The 23,256-nt window shown below is 69.1% G+C and carries 24 protein-coding genes; 16 read left to right on the top strand and 8 right to left on the bottom strand.

The annotated features are described in order from the left end of the window. Positions 1-295 precede the first annotated feature (295 nt). Entirely contained in the window at positions 296-976 is a 681-nt protein-coding gene (locus ABGB17_RS16385; protein ID WP_347630223.1) for a TetR/AcrR family transcriptional regulator, read from the bottom strand. A gap of 118 nt (positions 977-1,094) precedes the next feature. Between ABGB17_RS16385 and ABGB17_RS16380 the strand changes: the two genes are divergently transcribed. The 3 genes from ABGB17_RS16380 to ABGB17_RS16370 all read left to right on the top strand — a co-directional run bounded on the left by ABGB17_RS16380 (position 1,095) and on the right by ABGB17_RS16370 (position 2,962). Further along, positions 1,095-1,622 carry a hypothetical protein gene (locus tag ABGB17_RS16380; RefSeq protein ID WP_347630221.1) on the top strand — a complete coding sequence of 176 codons (528 nt, stop codon included), beginning with the start codon at positions 1,095-1,097 and terminating at the stop codon, positions 1,620-1,622. A 109-nt stretch (positions 1,623-1,731) separates the two neighbouring features. Next, positions 1,732-2,286, top strand: coding sequence for a CGNR zinc finger domain-containing protein (locus ABGB17_RS16375; protein ID WP_347630219.1), 555 nt, complete (start codon positions 1,732-1,734; stop codon positions 2,284-2,286). 70 nt (positions 2,287-2,356) lie between these two features. Beyond that, the gene (locus ABGB17_RS16370; protein WP_347630217.1) at positions 2,357-2,962 is read left to right on the top strand and encodes an ArsR family transcriptional regulator; all 606 of its coding nucleotides are present in this window, start codon (positions 2,357-2,359) and stop codon (positions 2,960-2,962) included. Positions 2,963-2,983: 21 nt separating this feature from the next. Here ABGB17_RS16370 and ABGB17_RS16365 read toward each other — a convergent pair whose 3' ends face one another. Beyond that, complete coding sequence (locus tag ABGB17_RS16365) at positions 2,984-3,613, bottom strand: DUF899 family protein (RefSeq protein WP_347630215.1); 630 nt, start codon at positions 3,611-3,613, stop codon at positions 2,984-2,986. A 96-nt stretch (positions 3,614-3,709) separates the two neighbouring features. Here ABGB17_RS16365 and ABGB17_RS16360 point away from each other — a divergent pair, with 96 nt between their 5' ends. The 3 genes from ABGB17_RS16360 to ABGB17_RS16350 all read left to right on the top strand — a co-directional run bounded on the left by ABGB17_RS16360 (position 3,710) and on the right by ABGB17_RS16350 (position 6,095). Beyond that, positions 3,710-4,249, top strand: coding sequence for an EXLDI protein (locus ABGB17_RS16360; RefSeq protein WP_347630213.1), 540 nt, complete (start codon positions 3,710-3,712; stop codon positions 4,247-4,249). A gap of 74 nt (positions 4,250-4,323) precedes the next feature. Further along, on the top strand, positions 4,324-5,295 hold the full coding sequence (locus ABGB17_RS16355; RefSeq protein WP_347630211.1) for an ATP-binding cassette domain-containing protein: 972 nt from the start codon (positions 4,324-4,326) through the stop codon (positions 5,293-5,295). Beyond that, a complete protein-coding gene (locus ABGB17_RS16350; RefSeq protein ID WP_347630209.1) occupies positions 5,292-6,095 on the top strand; it encodes an ABC transporter permease in 804 nt (267 codons plus the stop codon). Before ABGB17_RS16355 ends, ABGB17_RS16350 begins: the two co-directional genes overlap by 4 nt. On the opposite strand, the gene ABGB17_RS16345 is transcribed toward ABGB17_RS16350, so the two are convergent. After that, positions 6,096-6,869, bottom strand: coding sequence for an isoprenyl transferase (locus tag ABGB17_RS16345; protein ID WP_347630207.1), 774 nt, complete (start codon positions 6,867-6,869; stop codon positions 6,096-6,098). It lies immediately after the preceding gene. 46 nt (positions 6,870-6,915) lie between these two features. Then, positions 6,916-7,644 carry a DNA repair protein RecO gene (recO, locus tag ABGB17_RS16340; protein WP_347630205.1) on the bottom strand — a complete coding sequence of 243 codons (729 nt, stop codon included), beginning with the start codon at positions 7,642-7,644 and terminating at the stop codon, positions 6,916-6,918. A gap of 225 nt (positions 7,645-7,869) precedes the next feature. Between recO and ABGB17_RS16335 the strand changes: the two genes are divergently transcribed. From ABGB17_RS16335 to ABGB17_RS16325, 3 genes are all read left to right on the top strand, one after another. Further along, a complete protein-coding gene (locus ABGB17_RS16335) occupies positions 7,870-9,474 on the top strand; it encodes a CDP-alcohol phosphatidyltransferase family protein (RefSeq protein ID WP_347630203.1) in 1,605 nt (534 codons plus the stop codon). Beyond that, positions 9,471-10,190: a DUF5941 domain-containing protein gene (locus tag ABGB17_RS16330; protein WP_347630201.1), complete on the top strand. Its 720-nt coding sequence runs from the start codon at positions 9,471-9,473 to the stop codon at positions 10,188-10,190. The genes ABGB17_RS16335 and ABGB17_RS16330 overlap by 4 nt, the downstream gene beginning before the upstream one ends. A 140-nt stretch (positions 10,191-10,330) precedes the next feature. Further along, positions 10,331-10,813 carry an Lrp/AsnC family transcriptional regulator gene (locus tag ABGB17_RS16325; RefSeq protein ID WP_347630199.1) on the top strand — a complete coding sequence of 161 codons (483 nt, stop codon included), beginning with the start codon at positions 10,331-10,333 and terminating at the stop codon, positions 10,811-10,813. Positions 10,814-10,860: 47 nt separating this feature from the next. Here the strand turns inward: ABGB17_RS16325 and ABGB17_RS16320 are convergent, their stop codons facing one another. Next, a complete protein-coding gene (locus ABGB17_RS16320) occupies positions 10,861-12,687 on the bottom strand; it encodes a BTAD domain-containing putative transcriptional regulator (protein ID WP_347630197.1) in 1,827 nt (608 codons plus the stop codon). A 497-nt stretch (positions 12,688-13,184) separates the two neighbouring features. Here ABGB17_RS16320 and ABGB17_RS16315 point away from each other — a divergent pair, with 497 nt between their 5' ends. Beyond that, a complete protein-coding gene (locus ABGB17_RS16315) occupies positions 13,185-14,516 on the top strand; it encodes a helix-turn-helix domain-containing protein (protein ID WP_347630195.1) in 1,332 nt (443 codons plus the stop codon). Between the two features lie 48 nt (positions 14,517-14,564). On the opposite strand, the gene gntD is transcribed toward ABGB17_RS16315, so the two are convergent. Genes gntD through ABGB17_RS16300 form a run of 3 tightly spaced genes read right to left on the bottom strand, consistent with a single transcriptional unit; the run spans position 14,565 to position 17,666 of the window. After that, positions 14,565-15,587 carry a guanitoxin biosynthesis L-enduracididine beta-hydroxylase GntD gene (gene gntD / locus ABGB17_RS16310; protein WP_347630193.1) on the bottom strand — a complete coding sequence of 341 codons (1,023 nt, stop codon included), beginning with the start codon at positions 15,585-15,587 and terminating at the stop codon, positions 14,565-14,567. Then, positions 15,584-16,621: a histidinol-phosphate transaminase gene (locus ABGB17_RS16305; protein ID WP_347630191.1), complete on the bottom strand. Its 1,038-nt coding sequence runs from the start codon at positions 16,619-16,621 to the stop codon at positions 15,584-15,586. Before ABGB17_RS16305 ends, gntD begins: the two co-directional genes overlap by 4 nt. After that, entirely contained in the window at positions 16,614-17,666 is a 1,053-nt protein-coding gene (locus ABGB17_RS16300; protein ID WP_347630190.1) for a methyltransferase domain-containing protein, read from the bottom strand. Before ABGB17_RS16300 ends, ABGB17_RS16305 begins: the two co-directional genes overlap by 8 nt. Positions 17,667-18,004: 338 nt before the next feature. On the opposite strand from ABGB17_RS16300, the gene ABGB17_RS16295 reads away from it, so the two are divergent. From ABGB17_RS16295 to ABGB17_RS16270, 6 genes are all read left to right on the top strand, one after another. Continuing rightward, the gene (locus ABGB17_RS16295; protein ID WP_347630188.1) at positions 18,005-19,591 is read left to right on the top strand and encodes a tryptophan halogenase family protein; all 1,587 of its coding nucleotides are present in this window, start codon (positions 18,005-18,007) and stop codon (positions 19,589-19,591) included. A gap of 6 nt (positions 19,592-19,597) precedes the next feature. Beyond that, positions 19,598-20,128, top strand: a complete 531-nt coding sequence (locus ABGB17_RS16290; RefSeq protein WP_347630186.1) for a flavin reductase family protein — start codon at positions 19,598-19,600, stop codon at positions 20,126-20,128. Between the two features lie 80 nt (positions 20,129-20,208). After that, a complete protein-coding gene (locus tag ABGB17_RS16285; protein ID WP_347630185.1) occupies positions 20,209-21,198 on the top strand; it encodes a class I SAM-dependent methyltransferase in 990 nt (329 codons plus the stop codon). Between the two features lie 95 nt (positions 21,199-21,293). Then, positions 21,294-21,512, top strand: coding sequence for an MbtH family protein (locus tag ABGB17_RS16280; protein ID WP_347630183.1), 219 nt, complete (start codon positions 21,294-21,296; stop codon positions 21,510-21,512). 21 nt (positions 21,513-21,533) lie between these two features. After that, positions 21,534-22,511, top strand: a complete 978-nt coding sequence (locus ABGB17_RS16275; RefSeq protein WP_347630181.1) for an ABC transporter ATP-binding protein — start codon at positions 21,534-21,536, stop codon at positions 22,509-22,511. After that, complete coding sequence (locus ABGB17_RS16270; RefSeq protein WP_347630179.1) at positions 22,504-23,247, top strand: ABC transporter permease; 744 nt, start codon at positions 22,504-22,506, stop codon at positions 23,245-23,247. Before ABGB17_RS16275 ends, ABGB17_RS16270 begins: the two co-directional genes overlap by 8 nt. Positions 23,248-23,256 lie beyond the last annotated feature (9 nt).

The raw sequence follows: 23,256 nt of genomic DNA, 5'->3' as shown, positions 1-23,256 counted from the left end.
ACCCCGGCCCCCCCGCGCCACCGACGCACCGGCACACCCCGGGCCCGTCCGCGCCACCCGGCACATCAGCCCCACCCCGGCCCCCCGCGCCACCGACGCACCGGCACACCCCGGGCCCGTCCGCGCCACCCGGCACATCAGCCCCACCCCGGCCCCCCGCGCCACCGACGCACCGGCACACCCGGGGCCTCTCCGCGCCACCGGCGCACCGGTCACCCACCCCGGCCTCTTTCCGGCGCCGGTACGGCGGGGCGCGGGGCGGCGAATCCGGCGCCGCGCTACGGCGGACCGGATGTCAGCGGAGCCTGGCGAGCCGGGCCTCCAGGCCGTCGAGGATGGCCTGGAGGCCGAAAGCGAGCTCGCCGCCGGCGGCGGTGTCCGGTTCGGCGGCCTGCCATGCCTCGGTGCGGGCCCGCAGGTGGGGGAAACCCGTCGCGATCTCGGTGACGCGCTCCATGACGGCCCGGACCTTCTCCTCGCCGCCGTCCTCCTCACGGCGCAGGCGCGTGCGCCACGCCACCTCGGCGGACGTTCCCAGCGCCATGCCGAGGACGAAGGTGAACACCAGGGTGGCGGCGTGTTCCGCGTCGGCGCCGGCGAACCCGGCCGCCTCGTACACCGACAGCGCGTGGTCGTCGTGCCGGGCCTTCCCCGGCCCGTAGATCACATGGGTGCTCATGGCCGGCACCAGCCACGGATGGCGCATGATCATCGCATAGGCGTCCTCGGCCATCGCGGTGACCGCGGCCCGCCACCCCACCCGGCCGGCGTCGGGCAACTCGATCTCCGCCCACACCGCGTCACTGGCGAGGACCACGAGATCGTCCTTGTTCCTGACGTGCCAGTACACGGCGGTGGCCGCGGACCCGAGCCGCGCCCCGAGCCGCCGCATGCTCAGCCCCTCGATCCCCTCGTCGTCGAGCAGCGTCACGGCGGCCCGCACGATCTGCTCCCGGGTCAACGTGTCTCGCGGCACCCGCCCAGCATAGACCCGCCACTTGCACACCGTTCAACTTCCCACTTGCACACTGTTCAAGTCATCCCTACCCTTTGACTTGAACAGTGTGCAAGTGCTCACCGACAGGGGGATGCCCATGCCTACGGCCACCGTGATCACCGCCGCGAGCCTCCAGTACTCACTGGCCGCGGCCTTCCTCATCACCCCCGCCCTCGCCCACCGCCACGGCGCCGCCGCCCAGCGCGCCGCCGAAGCCGAGCTGGCCCGCCAGGACGCCGACCCGGCAACCCTCACCCGCCGCGGCATCGACTTCTCCGCCACCACCACGGCCCTCGCCATCTCCACCGCCATCGCCCTGACCGCCGCCGCCCTCGCCACGCTGAACCTCGCCGGCCACCCCACCGGCAGGCTCCTCTCCCTGATCCTCCACCCCGTGCTGTTCCTCGCCGGCGGCCTCATCACCGCCGCCCAGGTCTTCGTCACCCCCTATCTGCGGGCCGCCTTCCAGAAGTCAGGCGACCCCGCCCTCCAGCGCGTCGACGCCGCCGCCCTCGTCACCGCCGCCCTCCGCCCCTTCCCGAGCTGGTTCCGTCACCTGACCGTCACCCGCTTCGCCCTCACCACCGCCGGCTCCCTCGCCGTCATCGCCCTGCTGGCCCTCTGACCGGCCGGCGCCGATCTGTGTTCTCGCGGTGACCTTTCGGGGTCGGGAGGAGATACGCTTTCTGGCGGGAACGGTCACGTGGGTCCACCGGGTCATGGGAGAAAAGCGAATGCCATTCGGGCATGACATGGCGTGTTCCCTCGCCGCCGTCGCCGACCTGATCAACAGCGCCCCGCAGACCGCCTCGGACGGCACCGACGGCCTGGAGACCGTGGCCGACCTGGCCGCCTACGTCCGGCGCCACAAGGTCAGCGGCCTCGGCGAGGTCGGCCCGTCCGACCTGGAACAACTACGCAACCTGCGCACCACCTTCCACACCATCTTCACCTCCCCCGACCCAGGCACCGCCGTGAACCGCGTGAACACCCTCCTGGCACGCACCCGGATCACCGCACGCCTGACCGAACACGACGGCTACCCCCTGCACGTCCACTACTTCGGCCCCGGCGCCTCCCTGGTCGAACACCTGGCCGCCGACTGCGGCGTAGCCCTGGCCCACCTGCTCGTGATGGGCGAATGGGAACGCCTCCGCACCTGCACCGCCCCCGGCTGCGCCAAGGTCTTCGTGGACGAGTCCCGCAACCGCTCCCGCGTCTACTGCGACAGCCGCACCTGCGGCAACCGCATGCACGTCGCCGCCTACCGCGCCCGCCGCCGCGCCTGAACGCCGGGCTCGGGTCAGGCGGAGGCGGGCTCGGGCGGGGTCAGGTCGATGCCCGCGTGTACCGCCGGGAGTGCTGGACAGCCGTTCTCGCGGGCGGAGCGGCGAGCGAGGCCGGGGGTCGGGCCGCTTATGGACGACGGCGCTCGCCGGCCAGCGGAAGGCGCTTGAGGAGCGGCTGGCCGCGGAGGTCGCCGGGCGGGCGCACCTGATGGCCACGCGCGGCGTCGGCCGTGTGCTGGAGTCGCTGCATCCCGACCTCGACCGGACGCCCGAGGAGATGCGCATCGTCAAGCCGTACGACGGGGCCGGCGACCTGAGCGGCAGCGAACTGGTGTTGTCGCCGTCACTGCTCGGGTGGCCCGACCTGCACGTGCAGGTGTGCGACCCCCTGGACGCGTTCATCGCCTACCCGGCGGGCGGGCAGGCCGCCGCGCCGAAGGCGGACGCGGCGCTGCCGGGCCTGATCGGGACCAGTCGCGTCGCGATCCCGCGCGACCTCGGCGCCTCGCGCTCGACCACCGAGCTGAGCCGGCGCCACCGGCTGGCTCCGTCCACGGTGTCCTGCCACCTGAGCGTGCTGCTCGGCGCCGGCCTGGTGAGCCGGGTGCGCCGCGGGCCCGCGGTGCGGTACCGGCGCACCCCGGCCGGCGACGCCCTGCTCCGTGAGAGCCGCTGACGTCCGGGTGGCGCGCCCCGGTCAGCCGTAGGTCGGGCGCTGGGGCCAGCCCGCCGGGGAGTCCTCCCAGTCCTGCATGCGGCCGTAGGGGGTGAGGTCGAGGACGCTGTTGGAGAAGAGCAGGCGGTCCACACCGCGGGCGGTGGTGTTGTAGGTGCGGTAGATGTCGTCGCCGTCGCGCAGGAAGACGGTGACCATGAAGCCGGGGTCGGAGCCGCAGTCGGCGGCGAAGGTGGTGCCGTGGGAGGAGACGAAGGGAAGGGTCCAGCCCATCTTCGCCTTGTAGGCCTCGATCTGGGCCAGGGGCATGTTGGAGACGTTGGCCCAGGAGACGCCGCGGTCCTCCAGCGTCGGCAGGGCGGTGACGGGGACGTTGTTGGTGAACGCCGTGCAACCGGAACAGTAGTGGTCGGGGCCGACGTCCATGAACTGGTAGACGACCAGCTCGCCGCGGCCCTCGAAGAGGTCGAGGAGCGTCTTCGGGCCGGTCGGGGTGTCGAAGGTGTATTTGTTCACGAATCTCACCATGGGGAGGCGGCGTCGCCGCGCGGCCAGGGCGTCCTGGGCACGGGTGAGCTCCTTCTCGGCGGTGAGCAGCTCGTCGCGGGCCTGCCGCCACTCCTCGGGGGAGACGATCTGGGGTTTCTCCATGCGCCGATTGTGGCGGCGGGCACCGACAAAAACCGGGCTCTTGCGGTCGCGAGCCAAATATACGTAGTGTTATACGTATACGAGTGAGGATGGATGATGCCCAACAAGACGATCTACGTCTCGGACGAGGACCTGCCGGTGTTCCAGCGGGCGCAGGAGCTCGCGGGCGGCAAGCTGTCGGCGGCGATCAGCCTGGCGCTGCGGCGGTACGTCGAGACGGAGGAGGGCCGCCAGGAAGGCTACGACGAGATCGTCGTGCAGGTCGGCCAGGGCGCCGGGCGCAAGCAGCGCTTCTCGGGCGTGCTGCTCGGGGAGTGGGGCCGGACGGCCGGCTCCCGCGTGGAGATGTTCCGGGTGTACCGGTCGCGCAAGGGCAAGTTCGTCCTGCACGTGGACCGCTCGCCTGAGCACACCGACGACATGGAAGGCGACAACTGGCTGGAGGGGCTGTTCTCGCGCGGCGCGTGGCGGACCTACCTCGGGCTGCGCGACTCGAACTGGGGCTTCATCCAGGGTGAGGCCACGCTGGAGGTCGTCGACACCTTCGAGCAGTTGCGCGGCCGGATCCCCGACGAGTTCTACGACTTGATCGCCGAGATGGCGGAACGCCCCGCCGTCGAGGACCTCGACATCTGAATCTCCCCCACACCGCGGACGGCCGGCGCACGACCGCCCGCCATCTCGTCATGCCCCGGCACGCAAGGAGAGACATGCCCCCCGCCATCACCGCAGAAGGGCTGGTCAAAAGGTACGGCGACGTGATCGCCCTCGACGGCATGGACCTGTCGGTCCCCGAGGGCACGGTACTCGCCCTGCTCGGCCCGAACGGCGCGGGAAAGACCACGACCGTCCGGATCCTCACCACCCTGCTCAAGCCCGACGCCGGCCGCGCCACGGTCGCCGGGTGCGACGTCGTCGCGGACGCCGCCCGGCTCCGCTCCCGCATCGGCGCGTCCGGCCAGTACGCCGCCGTCGACGACCACCTCACCGGGGCCGAGAACCTGGAGATGGTCGGCCGCCTCTACCACCTCGGTGCCCGGCGCAGCAGGCAGCGGGCCCGCGAGCTGCTGGAACGCTTCGACCTGACCGAGGCGGCGGACCGTCCCGCGCAGGGGTACTCCGGCGGCATGCGGCGCCGTCTCGACCTCGCCGCGGCCCTGGTCGCCGGCCCACCGGTGCTGTTCCTGGACGAGCCCACCACCGGCCTCGACCCCCGGGCCCGCGCGGGCCTGTGGGAGACCATCGCCGGGCTCGTCGCCGGCGGCACCACCGTGCTGCTCACCACGCAGTACATGGAGGAGGCCGACCGGCTCGCCGACACCGTCGCCGTGGTCGACCGCGGCCGCGTGATCGCCCTGGGCACCGCCGACGAGCTCAAGGACCAGATCGGCGGCGACCGCGTGGAGCTGACCCTGACCAGCGCCGGCGACCTGCACGCCGTACGCCAGGCGCTGGCCTCCCTCGCCGTGGGCGACGTGCGGGCCGACGACGCCGCGCTGCGGCTCACCATCCCGGTCAGCGACGGCACGGCCGCGCTCACCATCGCCCTCGGGCACCTCGCCGCCGGCGGCATCGCCGTACGGGACGCCGGGCTGCGGAGGCCCACGCTCGACGAGGTGTTCCTCACCCTCACCGGACACCAGGCCGGCGCCCCCGCCGGCACCAAGGAGCAGGACCGATGACCCCCCTCCAGGTGGCCCTCGCCGACGGCCTCACCATGACCAGGCGCAACATCCTGAAGATCAAGCGGGCCCCCGACCAGCTCGGCGCCGTGATCATGCTGCCGGTCGTGCTCGTGCTGCTGTTCGCCTACGTCTTCGGCAGCATGATCGAGCTGCCGGGCATGTCCTACCGGGAGTACCTGCTGCCGGGCATCTTCGTGCTGACGATCGTGAGCAGTGCGCAGATCACCGGCTACACCCTCACCCTGGACCTGCGCAAAGGCGTCTTCGACCGGTTCCGCACGCTGCCCATGGCCCCTTCGGCGGTGCTGACCGGCCAGACCCTCGGCGACGTGCTGATGAACGCGGCCAGCGTCGTGACGATGGCCCTGGTCGGCCTGGCCGTCGGGTGGCGCGTCCACACGGCGCCGCACGAGGCGGCGCTGGGCTTCCTGACGCTGCTGCTGTTCGCCTACGCGTACTCCTGGGTGACCGCGGCGGTCGCGCTGGCGCTGCGCACCCCCGAGGTCTTCAACAACATCGCCACTCTCGTGTCGATGCCACTGATCTTCCTGTCCAACGCCTTCGTCGACAGCGCCCGCCTGCCCGGCCCGCTGCGCGCCGTCGCCGAGTGGAACCCGGTCTCCACGGTCATCCAGGCCACCCGGGAACTGTTCGGCAACGTCGCCCCCGGCATGCCCGCCCCCGCCGCGTGGCCGCTGCGCCACGCGGTGACGGCCACGCTGCTCTGGTCGGCGCTGCTGCTGGCCGTGTTCGTGCCGCTCGCCAACCGGCTGTACACCAAGGCGGTGAGCCGGTGATCAGGTGAGGTTGGGCAGGGCGCCGCCGTAGCGGCGGTCGCGTTTGGCGTAGATCTCGCAGGCCTGCCACAGGTCGCGGCGGTCGAAGTCCGGCCAGAGCTGGTTGAGGAAGACCATCTCGGCGTAGGCGGACTGCCAGAGCAGGAAGTTGGAGATGCGTTGCTCCCCGGAGCTGCGGATGAAGAGGTCGACGTCGGGGATGTCGGGCTCGTCCAGGTAGCGGGTGAAGATACGCTCGTTGACCTTGTCGGGCTTCACGCGGCCTTCGGCGATGTCCTTGGCGAGGCGGGTGGCGGCGTCGACGATCTCGGCGCGGCCGCCGTAGTTGACGCAGAACTGCAGGGTGATGGTGCTGTTGTCCTTGGTCATCTCCTCGGCGTCGCGCAGCTCGCTGATGACGCTCTTCCACAGGCGGCCGGGGCGGCCCGCCCAGCGGACCCGCACCCCCATGGCGTGCAGCTCGTCGCGGCGGCGGCGGATGACGTCCCGGTTGAAGCCCATGAGGAAACGGACCTCCTCCGGGGAGCGGCGCCAGTTCTCGGTGGAGAAGGCGTATGCCGAGATGTTCTTGATGCCGATCTCGATGGCGCCCTCGATCACGTCGAACAGGGATGACTCGCCCGCCTTGTGACCCTCGGTCCTCGCGAGGCCGCGTGCCTTGGCCCAGCGCCCGTTGCCGTCCATGACGATCGCGACGTGCCTCGGCAGCAGGTCGCGCGGGATCGGCGGCGGGACGGCGCCGGACGGGTGCGGGGTGGGCGGACGGACGTTCACGTTGTGCTTCTCTCCTGGGATATGCGGTGAAACGTGATGACAGAGGTCAGACGCGCTCGACGTGCCGCAGGGAGCGGATGCCGTGCTCCAGGTGCCACTGGAGGTAGGCGGCCACCAGGCCGCTGCACTCGGTGCGGTGGCGCTGCTCGGAGGCGTCGGCGGTGTCCCAATCGCCGCGGATCAGCGCGATCATGAGGCCGATCGTCTCGGCGGCCGGCACCGCGGCGCCCGCCGGGCGGCACCCCCCGCACACCACGCCGCCCGCGGCGATGGCGAACGCCCGGATCGCCGGGGTGGAGCACCGCGCGCACGACTCCAGCGCGGGGGCGTACCCGGCGACGGCCAGCGAGCGCAGGAAGTAGGCGTCCAGGACGAGCCGGGCCTCGTGCCCCCGGTCGGCCAGCGTGCGCAGCCCGCCGACCAGCAGCAGGAACTGCCGCAGCGCGGGCTCCTTCTCGGTCACCGTCAGCCGGTCGGCGGTCTCCAGCATCGCGACGCCAGCGGTGTACCTCGGGTAGTCGCCCACCAGCGCCTCGCCGTACGGGCGCAGCGTCTCGACCTGGGTGACCACGTCGAGCGAACGGCCGACATGGAGCTGCAGGTCGACGTGGGTGAACGGCTCCAGCCGTGCCCCGAACCGGGAGGTGGTGCGCCGGACGCCCTTGGCGACGCCGCGCACCTTGCCGGTGCGCTTGGTGAGCACCGTGACGATGCGGTCCGCCTCGCCCAGCTTCTGGGTGCGCAGCACGATGCCCTCGTCGCGGTAGAGGTTCACCAGCCCAGTCTAGGGACGTCACGGCCTCCGGCGTGCGGACACCGGCCGACATCGGCCGACAAGGGCACGTGGTACGCGGTGGACCCGGTGCGGTGGTTGATATGCGACGAATATGTCTCGGTGGATTCCCGATGACGTCCCACGTGAGAACAGTCACTAAACTTTCCCCCCTGGCGACACCCCCCTCGCTCGCCACCGCCTCTGCACCACAGCTGAAAGGGTGACATGACCCGCGTGGTCCTGCTGGGCGCCTCGCCCGGCCCGATCGGTTCCACCGAGCCGCCCGTCCCGCCCGCACGCCTGGCGCTGACGTCGCTACCCGGCTCGCCCACCGTGCTCGGCCGGTTGTACGGCCAGCTCACCTCGATGGACGCCGAGCCGCTGGCCATCGCCCGCCCGGGCGACGCCGCCGAGTTCCGTGCCCACCCCGGCCGGGTGGTGGAGTCACCCGACCTCGCCGGGGACCTCCGGGCGCTCGCCGACGCCGCCGAGCAGGCGACGGACAATCTCTTCATCATCCCCGCGTGCGCGGTGACGCACGACGAGCTGATCTACCAGCTCACCAAGAGCAAGCGGGGCGCCTTGGTACTGATCGCCAAGGAGCCGCGCGAGGGGGACAACGGCGACGGCTCCGACAACGGGGACAACGGCGAGACGGCCCGTGAGGACTCCGTCCCGATCGACGAGGCCGTGCCCGAGATCGGCCGCGGCGTGCACGAGGGCCTGCCGGTCCGCCTGCGGGCCGGCCGGGCGCGCATCGTGTCGGCCGGGTCGGCGTACCACGCGGTCACCCGGCCGAACGCCGTCGCGCTCGGCCCGCTCCACCTGCACCAGCGGCACGCCGCCACGCTGGCGGAGGCCGCCAGGGAGCTCGCGGACATGGCCCACCTGCTCGGGCCCGAGGACGACCTGGTGCAGTTGCTGGTGCTGGGCCTGGTGCGCCGGGGCGTCGCGGTGAGCCTGCGCGGCCGCCGCGACCTGTTCTACACGCGGGTGCACACCCAGCAGGACGCCGACTCCGCCGTGGTCGCCATGAGCGGGTACGACGAGGACCGCGCCCGGCTGAACAACGCGGTCAAGGGTGCCGACGGCTTCTTCACCACCTACTTCGTCAGCACCTACTCCCGCTTCATCGCCCGCTGGGCGGCGCGGCGCGGGCTGACGCCCAACCAGGTGACGCTGATCTCGATCGCGCTCGGCGTGCTGGCGGCGTTGTCGTTCGCCACCGGCACCAGGGCCGGGGCGGTCGCGGGCGGCGTGCTGATCTACTTCGCGTTCGTGTTCGACTGCGTGGACGGGCAGGTCGCCCGGTACGCCCGCAAGTTCGGCGTGCTCGGCGCCTGGCTGGACGCGACGTTCGACCGGGCCAAGGAGTACGTCGTCTTCGCGGGACTCGCGGTGGGCGCGACCGTCGCCGGGCAGGGCGACGTGTGGACGCTGGCGCTGGTCGCGCTGGCGCTGCAGTCGGTGCGCCACCTGCTGGACTTCTCGTTCGGCGCGGCCAACCGGCGCAAGCCCCCGGCGCCGCTGCCCACCCTGGACCTCGCCGTCGTGAACGACCGGCCGCTGCGCGAGGAGCTGACCAAGCGCAAGACCGGCAAGGTGTCGCCGGTGCGCAGCCTGCTGCGGCTGTGGGCCCAGGCCGGGCGGTTCCGCACCGTCCACTGGGCACGCAAGATGATCGTCTTCCCGATCGGTGAGCGGTTCGCCGTCATCGCGATCACCGCGGCCCTGTTCGAGCCTCGCGTCACGTTCCTCACGCTCCTGATCTGGGGCGGCGTCGCCGCCCTCTACACCCTGACCGGACGTCTGACGAGGTCGCTCGCATGATCACTCACCCGCAGACCGCAGCCGCGCCCCTCTCCGACCCCGACGAGGAACGCCGGCGCATCCAGACGGCCCGCCTGCTCGCCTACCGCGACGACGGCCCCCTGGTCTCCGCCCTCCGCGACCACCTCGGCCGCGGCCTCCCCCCCGTCCCCGCCTCACTGCTCGCCCTGGCCGCCGTACTGGCCATCGGCCTCACCGGCGTCCTCGACCCCGGCACCGGCTGGGTCATGCTCCTCCCCGCCCTGGTCATGACCGTCCTGGTCGTCCCCACCGCCCCCCGCGACCACCTCGGCCGCTTCGACTGGCTCGTCCCTCCGCTGATCCGCGGCACCGAGTTCATCGCCGTCATCTTCGTCGGCCTGGCCGCCGGCACACCCAAGTGGCTGCTGTTCGCCCTGATCTACGTCGTCGGCTACCACACCTACGACACGGTCTACCGCACCCGCCAGAGCATCTGGCCCGCTCCCTGGGTCTTCCAGGCCGGCCTCGGCTGGGAGGTCCGCCTCCTGCTGCTCGGCCTCGGCACCGCCCTCGGGATCGGCACCTGGGTGGCCGCGGCGCTGACTCTGTACCTCGGCGTGCTGTTCGCCTACGAGAGCGTCACGAGCTGGCTCCGCCTGGACAAGGAGTCCGCCTTGGCCCAAGCAGGCGACGACCTGGAAGCGTCCCCTGAGGAAGCCCTGGAACAAGCCACAGGCGACGCAGAGAAGCCGTGAACCCACCACCACAGGAGCCCGCCCCTCTCCGAGGCGCGGGCTCCAGCCATCCTTGATCGCGGCGTACCGCCGGGGGCCGATGGCGCGCCACGTCCATGTCGGTTGTGTGCGGTACCGGGAGCGGCTGTATACAGGTCAGCGTGGAGCTCGATGCGCTGGACCGTGCGATCGTCAAGGCCTTGGTCGCTGACGCTCGTTCTACTTATGCCGAGATCGGCAATCTGATCGGGCTTTCCGCCCCCGCGGTGAAGCGGCGCGTCGATCGGCTGCTCAGCAGTGGGGCCATCACGGGGTTCACCGCGCGGGTCGAGCCTTCGGCTCTCGGCTGGACGACCGAGGCGTACGTCGAGCTGTTCTGCCGGGGGAAGACCTCTCCCACCGAGATCGGCCTGGCGGTCAGCCGGCACCCCGAGGTCGTGTCCGCCTGCACCATCACCGGGGAGGCGGACGCGCTGCTGCACATCCGCGCCCGGGACGTCCGCCACGTCGAGCAGGTGATCGAACGCATCGCCTCCGAGCCGTTCGTCGTGCGGACCAAGAGCTCGATCGTCCTCTCCCGGCTCATCGACACCCCCCACCTGCGGGACGGCACACCGACCCCTGTGACCGGCGAAGCACCCTGAAGCTCGTCCCGCCGCTGTGGCCACCGGTGGGCTGCCGCTGATGAAGATCAGGGCAGCCCGTACGGCATGGGGCATGGGCCGTACGAAGGCGGTACGCGAACAGGCGGGCGTTCGCCTCGCTGTGGGCGTTCGCCCCAGGCGAACCGCATCTGCTCCTGGGCGTAGTCGCGGATGAGATCGTGGAACCGGAACTGCCCCGACCCGCTGCTGTAGATCAGATTGGTCGCCGCGAGACGCTCCAGCATCCGCTGGGCCTCCGCCGCTTGGCAGTCGGCGAGCCCGGCCGCCACGTATCGGTCGAAATGCGGGCCAGGGACCATGCTGAGCAGGCTGAAAAGCCTTGCGAGCTCGGGTTTCAGGGTGCGGTAGGACAACTCGAACGCCTGACAGACGGCCGCTTCGTCGTCGCCTTCGATCTTCATCGCCGCCAGCCGGTCTCCGCGCATCTGCTGGACCATGGACTCGACGCTCATGCCCGGCAGCGCCGTGAGGTTGGCCGCCACGATCCGCAAGGCCAGCGGCAGATATCCGCAGCGCTCGGCGATGGCGTCGATGGCGGCGGATTCGGCGGCCACCCGCTCGGGCCCGAGGATGCGCGCCAGGAGGGCAGTGGCCTCGTGGGGTGAGATCATCCCCACGGGAACGCGCCGGGCGCCGTTCAGCGCGGAGAGGCTCAGCAGGTTGTCGCGGCTGGTGACGAACACCGCGCTGGTCGGCGCCCCGGGCAGCAACGGGCGGACTTGATCGGCGCTCTGGACGTTGTCCAGGACGATCAGGACTCGTCGATCGGCCAGCAGGGACCGGAAGACCGACGCCTTCTCGTCGAGGTCGTGCGGGATCATCTCCGGGGACAGCTGCGTGCGCAGAAACCTTTCCAGGGCATCGCCGGCCGTCATCGGTGGCCGGGTGGAATACCCGTGCATGTTCAGGTAGAGCTGACCGTCGGGAAAGGCCATCCGTAATCGGTGTGCCGCATGGATCGCCAGCGCGGTCTTACCGGCCCCGGGCGGACCGGAGAGGATGACGACCGGAACCGCCGGTCTGGGCCCGTCGCCGGCGCCGACCAGCGTGGCGATCTTGTCGAGGTGCCCGGCCCGCCCGACGAAGTCGCTGACATCGGGCGGGACCTGGAAGGGCGGCCGCCACCGATCGACGGGAACGGGCGTGATGTGAGCTTGATCGGCGGTCAGGATCTGCTGGTAGAGGCCCCTCAGCTGGTGACCGGGGTCGATGCCCAGCTCTTCTCGCAACAAGGTCCTGATGTGGTCGTAGGCGGCCAGCGCCTCGGCCTGGCGGTCGGACCTGTACAGCACCGTCATCAGCTGGAACCAGAACCGCTCACGATGCGGGTGTTCGACCGTCAGGCCGCGGAGTTCACCGACCAGATCGGTGTGCCGCGCCAGCTCCAGATCCACGTCGATGCGCCGCTCCACAACGCGCAGCCGTTCCTCGATCAGCCGCGGAACCTCATGGATCTGCAGGGACGGGGAGGGTACATCCGCCAGAGGCAGACCTCGCCAGCGCGACAGGGCGTCGCGTAACGCCCGGCCCTCCGATTGGAGATCTCCGTTGGCTTTGGCTTCCTGCGCCTTCGCGACGTCCGCACGGAACAGGCCGAGATCCACCTTCATGGCCGGTAATTCGATGCGGTAGCCCGTCGAATCGGTGCGGATGAGGTGACTCGCGGGGCCCAGCGCGTTGCGGAGACGGTTGATGTACGTCTGGAGAGCGCTTCGCACACCCTTGGGAGGGTCCTCCCCCCAGAGACGATCGCTCAGTTCATCCGTGGACACGGACTTGTTCGGTCGCAGGAGGAGACTGGCCAGGATGATGCGGACCTTGGCGGCCTGTAATCGCACGGGCGAGCCGGACACGCTGGCTGTCAGTAGTCCCAGTAGGCCGAACTCTATCGGAATCTCTGTGCCAGCCGTCACACTCACCGCCCAGGCCGAAGGTTACGAAGATGATGCCGACCACCGGCCGACGGACTCTTGCTCAAGATTGACATATTGCGCCTCTCCCTTTTGGCAATGGTTCGTGCAAAAACCCCTCTCGGATGACCCCGCCCTGCCCCGGATCGCCCTGTCTGATCAGCCTGCCGTATCTCCTGGAAGTCCTCTGGACGGTCACCGCGGCGGCGCACTCCCGGACGCGACGCTCACCTGATTAGAGCTGCGAGAGACCGGCACGTGAGTGGTAAGAGATCCTTCCTGTCTATAACTGGATGTGCCGGGCACTTGCCACAAAGGTGAATCCCTGGCACAAGACCGGACTCTGATCACTCCAAGGCAAGCATCCGCCACCCGTGAAGGTAGCCGCCTCCCAGCAGACTCGAACCGTTCCCGCATGCCATGGCACAAGGAGCAGCCCGATGACAATGATCTTGAGTGGCCGCGCGAGCGAGCCTGGCGCGCGGCGCCTTGGAGACCTGATCCGCCGCCATCGCATCCGCGCCGGACTGACCCAGCAGGGGCTGGCCGACCTCTCGACCATCAGCGTGCGGGCGATCCGGGATCTGGAGCAGGACCGGGTTCGCCGGCCCCGGGCCGACACCATCCGGTTGATCGCGGACGGGCTTCGTCTCGGCCCGAGATCGCGCCGGGACCTCGAAACCGCCGCGGGAGTCGGCCGTTTCACAGGCTCCCCCGGCACCCGGCTGGAGACCTCCGAGCTCAGTCCGCCGGCCACGCTCCAGACCGTCTGGGGCAGAGACGCGGAAGTGCGGGAGATCTGTGACGAGCTGGCAGAAGGGGGCGTCAGGCTGCTCCAGCTCGTGGGACTGAGCGGCGTGGGCAAGACCCGGGTGGCCTTGGAGGTGGCCGCGCAGCTTCACCGGGAGCCTCAGTTGCCCGTCCTGTGGCATTCCTCCGCGGGCGCCGCGGCGGACTACCTGGCCACCGGAGACCAGGCTGTGACGGCCAGGCTGCGCTCGTGGGTCGGCCGGCTGTACGGGCAGGACGCGAGCGGGAGCGCCACCGGCGACCTTCTGGAGGAGCTGCTGGGTGGCGGACCGGCACTTCTTGTGATCGACGGAGCGCCCGCCGCTTCGCCGTCGTGGAAGGAGTTCAGCCGGCTGCTGCGGAACTGCCCGGGGCTGCGGCTGCTGATCACTTCTGAGCAACCGTGGGGGGTACCCGGTGAACGTGTCTTCCTCGTGCAACCGCTGGAACTACCTTGCGAGCCGGAGCCGGAGCGCTACCCGGCCCTGCAGATCTTCCTGGAGCACGCGAGGCATTCGCGGCCGGGCCTCGGCCGCAGGCCCGAGGAACGGGCACAGGCGGCGGAGATCTGCCGGCGGCTGGACGGCCTGCCGAGGGCCCTGCAGTCGGCGGCCTCCTGGCTCGCCCTCCACGACCTGGCCACCCTGCGCGACCTGGTCCGCACCGACTCCATCCCCTTTCTGAACCACCTCGCCGACCAGGACGACCCGGCACGCTACAGCCGGGTACTGACTGAACGGCTGCGCCGGCTGCCCGCCGCGCAGCGGGAACTCCTGAACGCCCTGTGCGCGCGTCCGGCAGGCATGTTCGCTTTGGAGGATGTGGGCCGGCTGACCGACCAGACGCCGGCGGAGAGCGGGCGCCAGGTGCGCGACCTGCTGTTCGCGGGCATGGTCCGACCGGTTCAGCGGCCGTCCGGGCCGGGATTCCAGGTGCTCTCGTTGATCCGCTTGATCCATCGCAGCACCGCCTTGAGCGGCTGATCCATACGGCGGTCGGCGTGCCGCCGACCGCCGCTCAGGCCGCTGCCCTCAGACGATGACGCGGGACTCCGGTGCTACGCGCATGTCACGGGACTTACGGAGATCTCGGGTGACGATGGCCTTCTTCAGCCAGCGGTCCGTCCCGTCATATCGGGCCTGGAACGCCCTGCGGCCGTGGACCGCGAGATGATTGTCCAGGATGAGCAGCGAGCCGGGTGCGATGACCACGTTCCGCTGGACCCGCTCCAGTTCGGAGGTGAGCCTCTCCAGGGCCGCCGCCGCTTCGAGATCGTCATCCCGCGCGCACCTCATGAAGAAGGGATCGATTCTCAGGTACGGCTGCGACCGCGCGCCGAACAGCACGCTGACCGGCGGAGGGTCGTCCCGCATGAGCTGGATCCGCTGAAAACCGGGGTGATGCGAGGCCTCGTCCGCCAGCTGCCGGAGATGCTCGTTGTCCGGCAGGATCTGGAAGCGCTCCTCGAAGAGCGTCGCCCGGTCGCTGTCGCTGAGGTGGACGTCCCGGATCGACGACACCAGGGTCGGCGTGGCATCGCGATTACGGATGCCCAGGAGAAGCAGGTAGTCACAGCGATAGGGGTGGAAAGCGTCTTCCGTGTGCCACGCCAGCTCGACTTCGCTGCCGTGACCGCTCTGCTCCTGTTCGTCGCCGGGCAGCGGGATGACGTTCTGGATCAACCGGCCCGCCTGCAAGGTGGACCAGCTGAAGGTGTCTCCCATCATCATCGCCACCATGCCCAGGAACAGCTCCTCTCGCCGGGTGGCCGACGCGGCGGAGTCGGAACTCCAGTCGAGAGGCGTCGGACCCGCCTGGTTGTCGTCTATCGCCAGGCCGTCCAGGACCAAGGCCGCCGACTGCTCGTGGAGCCGAAAGGTGGTCAGCGCCGCGCAGAGAGCGGGCGGCAGCCGGCGAATGATGGACCATGGAGCGCTGTACAGCTCCGCCCCGGCCGGATCGTATCCGCTGTCGATCAGGTCGTCGATGAGGCTGTCGAGCTGTTTCAGGTCGTCCTCGGCGAGACGGTAGGAAGGGAAGGGCTCCACGATCACTTCTCCTCGTTCGCTTTCTCGGCATGGCCGGCCGCCAAGACGTCGCGCAGCCTCGCGTGCTCGTCCGGTGTGCCGACCGAGATCCGAAGCCAAGACGGCCAGCCGAACAGTGAGCACTCACGGACCAGAACTCCGTGAGCCGCCAGCTCGGACTCCACCGCGATGGCGGAACCGGGATCGGGGCAGCGCGCGACGACGAAGCTCGCCTCCGTGTCGCGGACCTCGATGAACCGCGGATCACCGGCGAGGAGGGAGACGAGGTCCGCCCGCCCCTGGATGATGTAGTCGCGATGAGCCCTCCGGTATTCGTCATCGCGCATGGCCGCGGCGGAGACGGCGAGCGAGATCGTGTCGGCGCCGTAGAAGCGCTGGCGTTCCCGCAACCGCGCGGCGAGCAACGGCGGAGCCAGGATGACCCCCACCCTGACGCCCGCGAGACCGAACTCCTTGGACAGGCTGCGGAAGACGCACAGGTTCGGCTGCTGCCCGATCTTCTCGGTGAACGCGGAGTGGGCGGAGAAACCGATGTAGGTCTCGTCGACGCAGACCAGTTCGACGCAGTCGAGCAGCTCCCAGATCCAGGCCTCGTCCACGACGGACCCGGTGGGATTGTTCGGACGGATGATGAAGGCCACGCCCTCGGGGCCGATCTTGCTTGCTGGAACCCGCGGCTGGCCCGCGTCGTCCAGAGGTATCCGGGTGACGAGCTTCCCCGCGGCCTCGGGCCGGGTCCAGTAAGGCTCGAACCCCGGGCTCAGGCACCAGGTCCGGTCGACGAGGGAGATCAGGAGATCGATCGACTCGTCCAGACCGTTGGTCACCACGACGCAGTGGCGATCGACCTGCCACGTCTCCGCCACGAGGCCGATCACCTCGTCCAGGGCACCACGAGGGTATCGATGAAGATCGTTCATGCTGGCCATCGCCTTCTCGAGACCGAGCCGCGGCGTCCCCAGAGGGCTTTCGTTGGTGTCCAGGGCGACCTTGGGCGAATCCGCCTGTTCAGGCGTGTCACCCCGCCGGGTTTCAATCATCTGCAGTGGTCCTTGTCTTCGCGCGGAACAGGAACCCGGCCTCCAGGCCGGTCGAATCGACCCTGGGGTCGGTGGTCTGCGCGGTGAGCAACTCGGCGCCCGCTTCCTCGAACAGCTCGATCCAGAATTCCCTCGTCTCGAGGCGCTGTTCGACGAAGCAATGCAGCAGGTAATAGGGGTTGTAATAGGCCTGGCTCAGCGTGTGCGCCATCACCCCCGGGTCGCCGGCGCGGTTGTCCACCTCGATGACCGCCCAATAGGCCGCCGGATAGGCCTTGAACACGTCGCGGACCAGCCGCAGGACCGCGTCCCTGCCCTGCTGGCCGAGCAGTTCCTGGAGCCCGAAGGCGGTGATGATGCAGGTCCCCTCGGGATCCAGGTCGAGATCGAGGTCGTCGCTCATCCCGCCGACGTGGAACTGGAGCCGATCCTGCAGGCCGCGCTCCTCCGCCATCTCCATGGCCACCTTGATGCTGCCGGCCTCGGGGTCGACGCCGACGGCCTTCGTGCCGGGCATCGCCTCCACCAGGTCGGCCAGCGATTCGCCGCTGCCGCAGCACAGGTCGACGATCGTCGTCACCCCGGCGGGAATGTGCGACATGAGGTTGACGGTCAGCGGCAGGGCATCGTAAAGACTCATGCCGCAGCTGCCGATACCGACGTCGACGCCGGAGCGCCCCGCGTAGCCGGCGTCGGCGGCGAGGCATTTCTCCAGCTCCGCCACGGTACCGCCGTAGCCGCCGACCAGGAGTTTGTACCAGGGCTGGAAGTGCTCCATTTCGCGGCCGGCCGGGGTCAGCGTGAATCCCGCGGCCGAGACGGAGACGTATCCCTCGTTGCCGAGATACTGGAGGAACCCGCCGAGACGCTCCGGGTTCATGTTCAGCCGCCGGCTCAATTCGTCCAGCGGAACCGGGGTGTCGCGGATCGCGGCGAAGGTGCCGGAGTTCATCCCCTGGTGCAGGGTGTGAGCGAGCACCAGATTTCTCCAGGGTTGCAGAGCCGCCACCAGCCGGTGCTCAAAGGCGGAGGTTATCTCTGGCATACCGCACCAATCCTTTCGATGAAGCAATGCCGGCCCGCGTCCATCCGGTGATTCAATGTAATTGCGGCCATTCGTCCTGGACGGCATCTTGTGCGGCGGATCACCGGCAGATGGCACCGCGGGCACGGCTGCGGCGACCGCCGGGTGCGGGGCGGTGATTCACCGGCTTTCTGCCGCCCGAGGTGCCGGTCGCTCCGCCGAGCGGCGGTTAGCGTGGATCCGGTCTCCGTCACCGTACGCGACACCACGCTCCAGATAGCGTCGAGTCGTTCTGGCGCACAACGTGAATATCACTCGGCCAGGAAGGTACACACGACATGGATGGCAGAATTCGCAGCGTGGTGATTCTCGGCGGCGGCACCGCGGGCTGGATGGCGGCTTCCTACCTGGGCAAGGCACTCCAGGGCACCGTCGAGATAACCGTCCTTGAAGCGCCCAACCTACCGAAGATCGGCGTTGGCGAGGCCACCGTCCCCAACCTGCAGCGGGCTTTCTTCGACTACCTCGGCATCCCCGAAGAAGAGTGGATGCGCGAATGCAACGCCAGTTACAAGATGGCGGTGAAATTCATCAACTGGCGCACGCCCGGCCGGGGTCAGCCGGTGGCGAGACCGTGGGGCGGCAGGACCGACCATTTCTATCACCCGTTCGGCTTGCTCCCCGAGCAGGACCAGGTGCCCTTGTCGCACTATTGGTTCAACAAGCTCGCCGGCGGACGCACCGACGTCCCGTTCGACTACTCGTGCTTCCGCGAGCCGCCCATCATGGACGCGAAGCTCTCGCCGCGGGCGGTGGACGGCACTCCGGCGACCCGCTACGCGTGGCACTTCGACGCCCACCTGGTCGCCGCCTTCCTGCAGAGATTCGCCACGCAGAGCCAAGGAGTCGTCCACGTCCAGGACGAGATGGTCGACGCGGAGCAGGACGAGCGGGGTTTCATCACATCGATCCGGACCAAGCAGGGCCGCACTCTCGAAGGCGATCTCTTCCTGGACTGCTCGGGCTTCCGCGGGCTCCTCATCAACAAGCTCCTCGCCGAGCCGTTCATCGACATGAGCGATCATCTGCTGTGCAACAGCGCGGTGGCGACAGCCGTACCGCATGACGACGACGCCAACGGTGTCGAGCCCTACACCTCGGCGATCGCGATGAGCTCCGGGTGGACCTGGAAGATTCCCATGCTCGGCCGCTTCGGCACCGGGTATGTCTACTCGGGCGATTTCTGCAGCCAGGACGAGGCGACCGAGGAGTTCTGCCGCCTGTGGGATCTCGATCCGAGCAAGCAGCAGCTCAACCACATCCGCTTCCGGGTCGGCCGCAATCGCCGAGCCTGGGTGAAGAACTGCGTCAGCATCGGACTGGCGTCCTGTTTTCTCGAGCCGCTCGAGTCGACCGGCATCTACTTCATCTACGCGGCGATCCACTTCCTGGTCAAGAACTTCCCCGATCGCGCCTTCGACGAGACGCTCGTCAATCGGTTCAACAACGAGATCGAAGTGATGTTCGACGACACGCGGGACTTCATCCAGGCGCACTTCTACTTCTCGCCGCGAGTCGACACCGCCTTCTGGCAGGCCAACAAGGAGCTCCATCTCCCCGACGCCATGCGGGACAAGATGGCGCGCTACCGGGCCGGTCTGCCGATCAACCCGCCGGTGGTCAGCGAAGGCGACTACTACGGGAACTTCGAGGCTGAGTTCCGCAATTTCTGGACCAACGGCAGTTACTACTGCATCTTCTCCGGGCTGGACTGCCACCCCGACCATCCGCTGCCGTTGATCGCGCACCAACCGGAGTCGGTGAAGCAGGCGGAGCTGCTCTTCGAGGAGATCAAGCGTCAGCAGGACACTCTGGTGGCCTCGTTGCCGACCTGCAAGGACCAGCTGAGAAAGCTCCATGGTGCCTCCACCAGCCGCAGCGCGTGAACGCCGATGAACGCGGAAGCGAGGGAGCAGGTTCTCACACCGCGGGTACAGGAGCAGGCCGGCGCGGCACAGATGCGCGACTTCATGACCACCTTCCCCACAGGTGTCGCCGTCGTCACCGCGCTGGACCTCCACGATCGTCCCTGGGGTATGACCTGCACCTCCCTGTGCAGCGTCACTGTGGAGCCCCCCACTCTCCTGGTGTGCCTGCGAGACGGCGGACCCACTCTCCGTGCGGTGCTCGACCGGCAGGCGTTCGCCGTCAATCTGATCCGGCAGGACAGCCGGCACACGGCGCAGTTGTTCGCGTCCGGCAGAGCCGACCGGTTCCAGCACATCCCGTGGATGCTGGACGCGGACGCGGCCAGGCCGCACCTGGACTCGGCCCATGCCCATTCGGTGGCGGACTGCCGGGTGGTGCGCGCCGATCTCCTGCACGACCACTGGATCGTCTACGGCGAGCTGATCCGGATCTCCGCCGACACCGCCGCCCCTCCGCTTCTTTATGGCTACCGGAGATACGGGCATTTTGATTAGCCGAAAGGACCCTCATGAGTCTCCAGTCCCCGGATGCGCCCCCGATTCACGAGGTCGTGGTTCCCCCAGTCGGATCCAGCGTGCACCGGGTCTACAACTCCGCCGTGGTCGCTTACGCGCTCAGCGCGGCCGTGGAGTTGGGTTTGCTGGATGCCCTTCGCCAGGGCGACCCGGTGGACCTGGGCCGGTTCGCCGACGATCACTCCCTGCGGCGGGGGGTCGTCCAGGCGATCGCGGATGCCCTGGCCGCCGCGCATATCGTGCGGCTTGAGGGCACACGAGCCGCACGTGGCCACGACTTCGAGGCGGCAGACCTCGCGCGCCCCTTCTTCCAATGGCTCGTCGCGGGGAACGGCCGCCTGCTCAGCAACCTGGCGGACTTCGCGCGCGGCCTCGACCTGCCGGTCCTGGCGGGCGAAGATCCCTGGGGACGCAACATCCGGGCCGTGGTGGCCGCTTCACGCGATGGCGCGCGCCTCTATTTCGACCGCACCTTCCAGGAGGCGCTCGAAGGCGTGGACTTCTCCAGGGTCGCCGATCTCGGCTGCGGCAGCGGTGGCCGGCTCATTTCTCTCGTCCGCGAGCGGCCCGGAATATCGGGGATCGGGGTGGACATCGCCGGCCCGGCCGTCGCGCTCGCGGAGGTCGACGCCGAGAAGGAGGGCGTGGCGGACCGGGTGTCCTTCGTCCAGGACGACGTCACCCGGTTGCGTCCACGAGCCGATTTCGAACGGGTCGATCTGCTCACGGCGTTCCTCATGGGCCACGACTTCTGGCCTCGGGACGATGCCGTCCGCACCCTGCGCATGCTGCGCCAGGCCTTTCCGAACGCCCGGGACTTCATCCTGTGCGATGAATGCCGCCTGCCCGATGTCACGAGTCTGGATGAAACCATCTTCACGATGGGATTCATGCTGGTGCACGCCGCCATGGACAAGTACATCCCGACCGCCGAGGAGTGGCTCGACGTGTTCGCGGAGAGTGGCTGGCGCTGCGTGAAGGTGGTTCGCTCCGGCCTGCCGCAGTCCAACCTCGCCTTCCGCCTGCAGCCCGCCGATCAGCGGTTCTGACGGAACTGCCGAAGAATTGCCGCCTTCGCTGCCGGTCGGCTCGACAGGTGAGGATACGGTTGAACTCGCGATTTATATCGATCAGAGGTTGACACATGGCGAATCCATTCGAGGATCCCTCGCTCGACTATCTCGTCCTGATCAATGACGAAGGCCAGCATTCTCTGTGGCCGGAATTCGCGCAGGTACCACCCGGCTGGCGCGTGGCGTTCAGCGGGAACCGGGAACAATGCCTGGCCCACGTCGAGAGCAGTTGGACTGACATGCGCCCAAACAGCCTGATCCGCGCCATGGACGAGCGGCAGCAGGCATAACATCCTTTGGGAGCTTCCAACGTGTTGTTGCTCATCGAGAACCTCACGAAGGTCTACCGCGGCGGGTTCCGGAAAGAGGGCACGGTCGCCAACGACGGCATCTGCTTCTCCGTGGCCGCGGGAGAGATCGTCGGCCTGCTCGGACACAATGGCGCGGGAAAGACCACCTTGGTCAACCAGATCGCCGGCATCGCGAAACCGACCTCGGGCACCGTCCGCCTCTCCGGGCGGGACGTCGTCGCGGATCCGGATTTCGCGCGCCAGGAGTGCGCCTTCATGCCCCAGGCACAGGCGCGCTTCGACGGCGTGACTCCTCGGCAGGCGATAGAGGTCATCGCCAGGATTCGCGGGGCAGGCCGGGCGGCGGCGCGGGCCCGCGCGGATGAGCTCATCGAGGCGCTCGACATCGGGCACTGGGCGAAGACCTCCGGTGAGCGCCTGTCCGGTGGTGTCCGGCGGCTGACCTCCTTCGCCATGGCCGCGGCGGTCCCCGGCAGGCTGATGATCCTCGACGAGCCCACCAACGACGTCGACCCCGTCCGGCGCCGCCGGCTCTGGGAGCAGGTCCGCATGCTGGGCATGACGGGCTGCGGTGTCCTGCTGGTCACCCACAACGTCGTCGAGGCGGAGCGCAGCGTCGACAGGCTGGTGATCCTGGACAAGGGCCGGGTGGTGGCCGAGGGGACGTCCGCCGATCTCCGGATGGGCTCCGCCGGTCTGCGACTGGAGGTGACGCTGTCGTTGGGCGCGCTCGCACCGGACAGCCCGGGATGGGTGGAGAGCTCCCCGCTCCGGCAAGGGCAGCGCTGGACGGTGTCCCTGGCTCAGGAGTCGGCCGCCGCGGCGCTCGAATGGGCCCAGGGGCTCCGGAAGGCCGGGCACATCGAGGAATTCTCGTTGACCCCGACGAGTCTGGAGGACGCCTACGTGCGCATCGTCGATGCGGGCATCCCGGCGGAGGTCGAGCGGTTGGCGCCGAGAGGTGATCAGCATGTCTAGGTGGTGGCGCAGCTATCGACTGCTGCTGCTCTGGCGAGTCCTGCGGATCAAGGCAGAGCTGCCCATGTTCGTCATCCTGCAGACCGCCTTCTCCGTCGGCATCATCTTCGGCTTCTCCTATCTGCTCCCTCCCGAGGCCACACACCCCGATTTCCTCATGTATCTCGCCACGGGGTCCATCACCATGAGCATCATCACGATCGGCATGGTGATCGCCCCCCAGGGGATCGCGACAGGCAAGCAGGACGGCACCCTCGACTACGACAAGACCCTGCCGGTGCCCCGCATGGCGATCATGATGGCTGATGTGAGCATCTGGTCGCTGGCGTCCCTGCCCGGCCTGGTCGCCGCGTTCGTCCTGGCCGGCTTACGGCTGGATATCTCGTTCCAGGTCAGCCCGCTGTTGCTCCCCGCGATCCTCCTGGTGATGCTGGCGAGCACCGCCGTGGGATTCGGGCTGGCGTACGCGTTCAAGCCGATGGTCACGTTGATGGTCACACAATTGCTGGTCTTCTTCATCCTCATGTTCTCGCCGGTCAACTTCCCCGCGGATCGGCTCCCCGAGTGGCTGCAGGCCGTCCACCGGGCGTTGCCGATCGAGCCGATGGCGGAGATCATCCGCACGACGCTGTCCGTCCCGGCCGGCGGCGTCTCGCCGACTCCTTTCCTCCTGGTGGGGGTGTGGTGCGTGCTGGGGCTGGTGATCACCTACCGGGTGATGGCCCGTCGTGTCTGAGACGAAGCC

Source organism: Sphaerisporangium sp. B11E5, assembly GCF_039871875.1.
GTDB lineage: Bacteria > Actinomycetota > Actinomycetes > Streptosporangiales > Streptosporangiaceae > Sphaerisporangium.
Note: the sequence above shows the minus strand (reverse complement) of the source record. Positions and strands in the feature narration are given on the sequence as shown.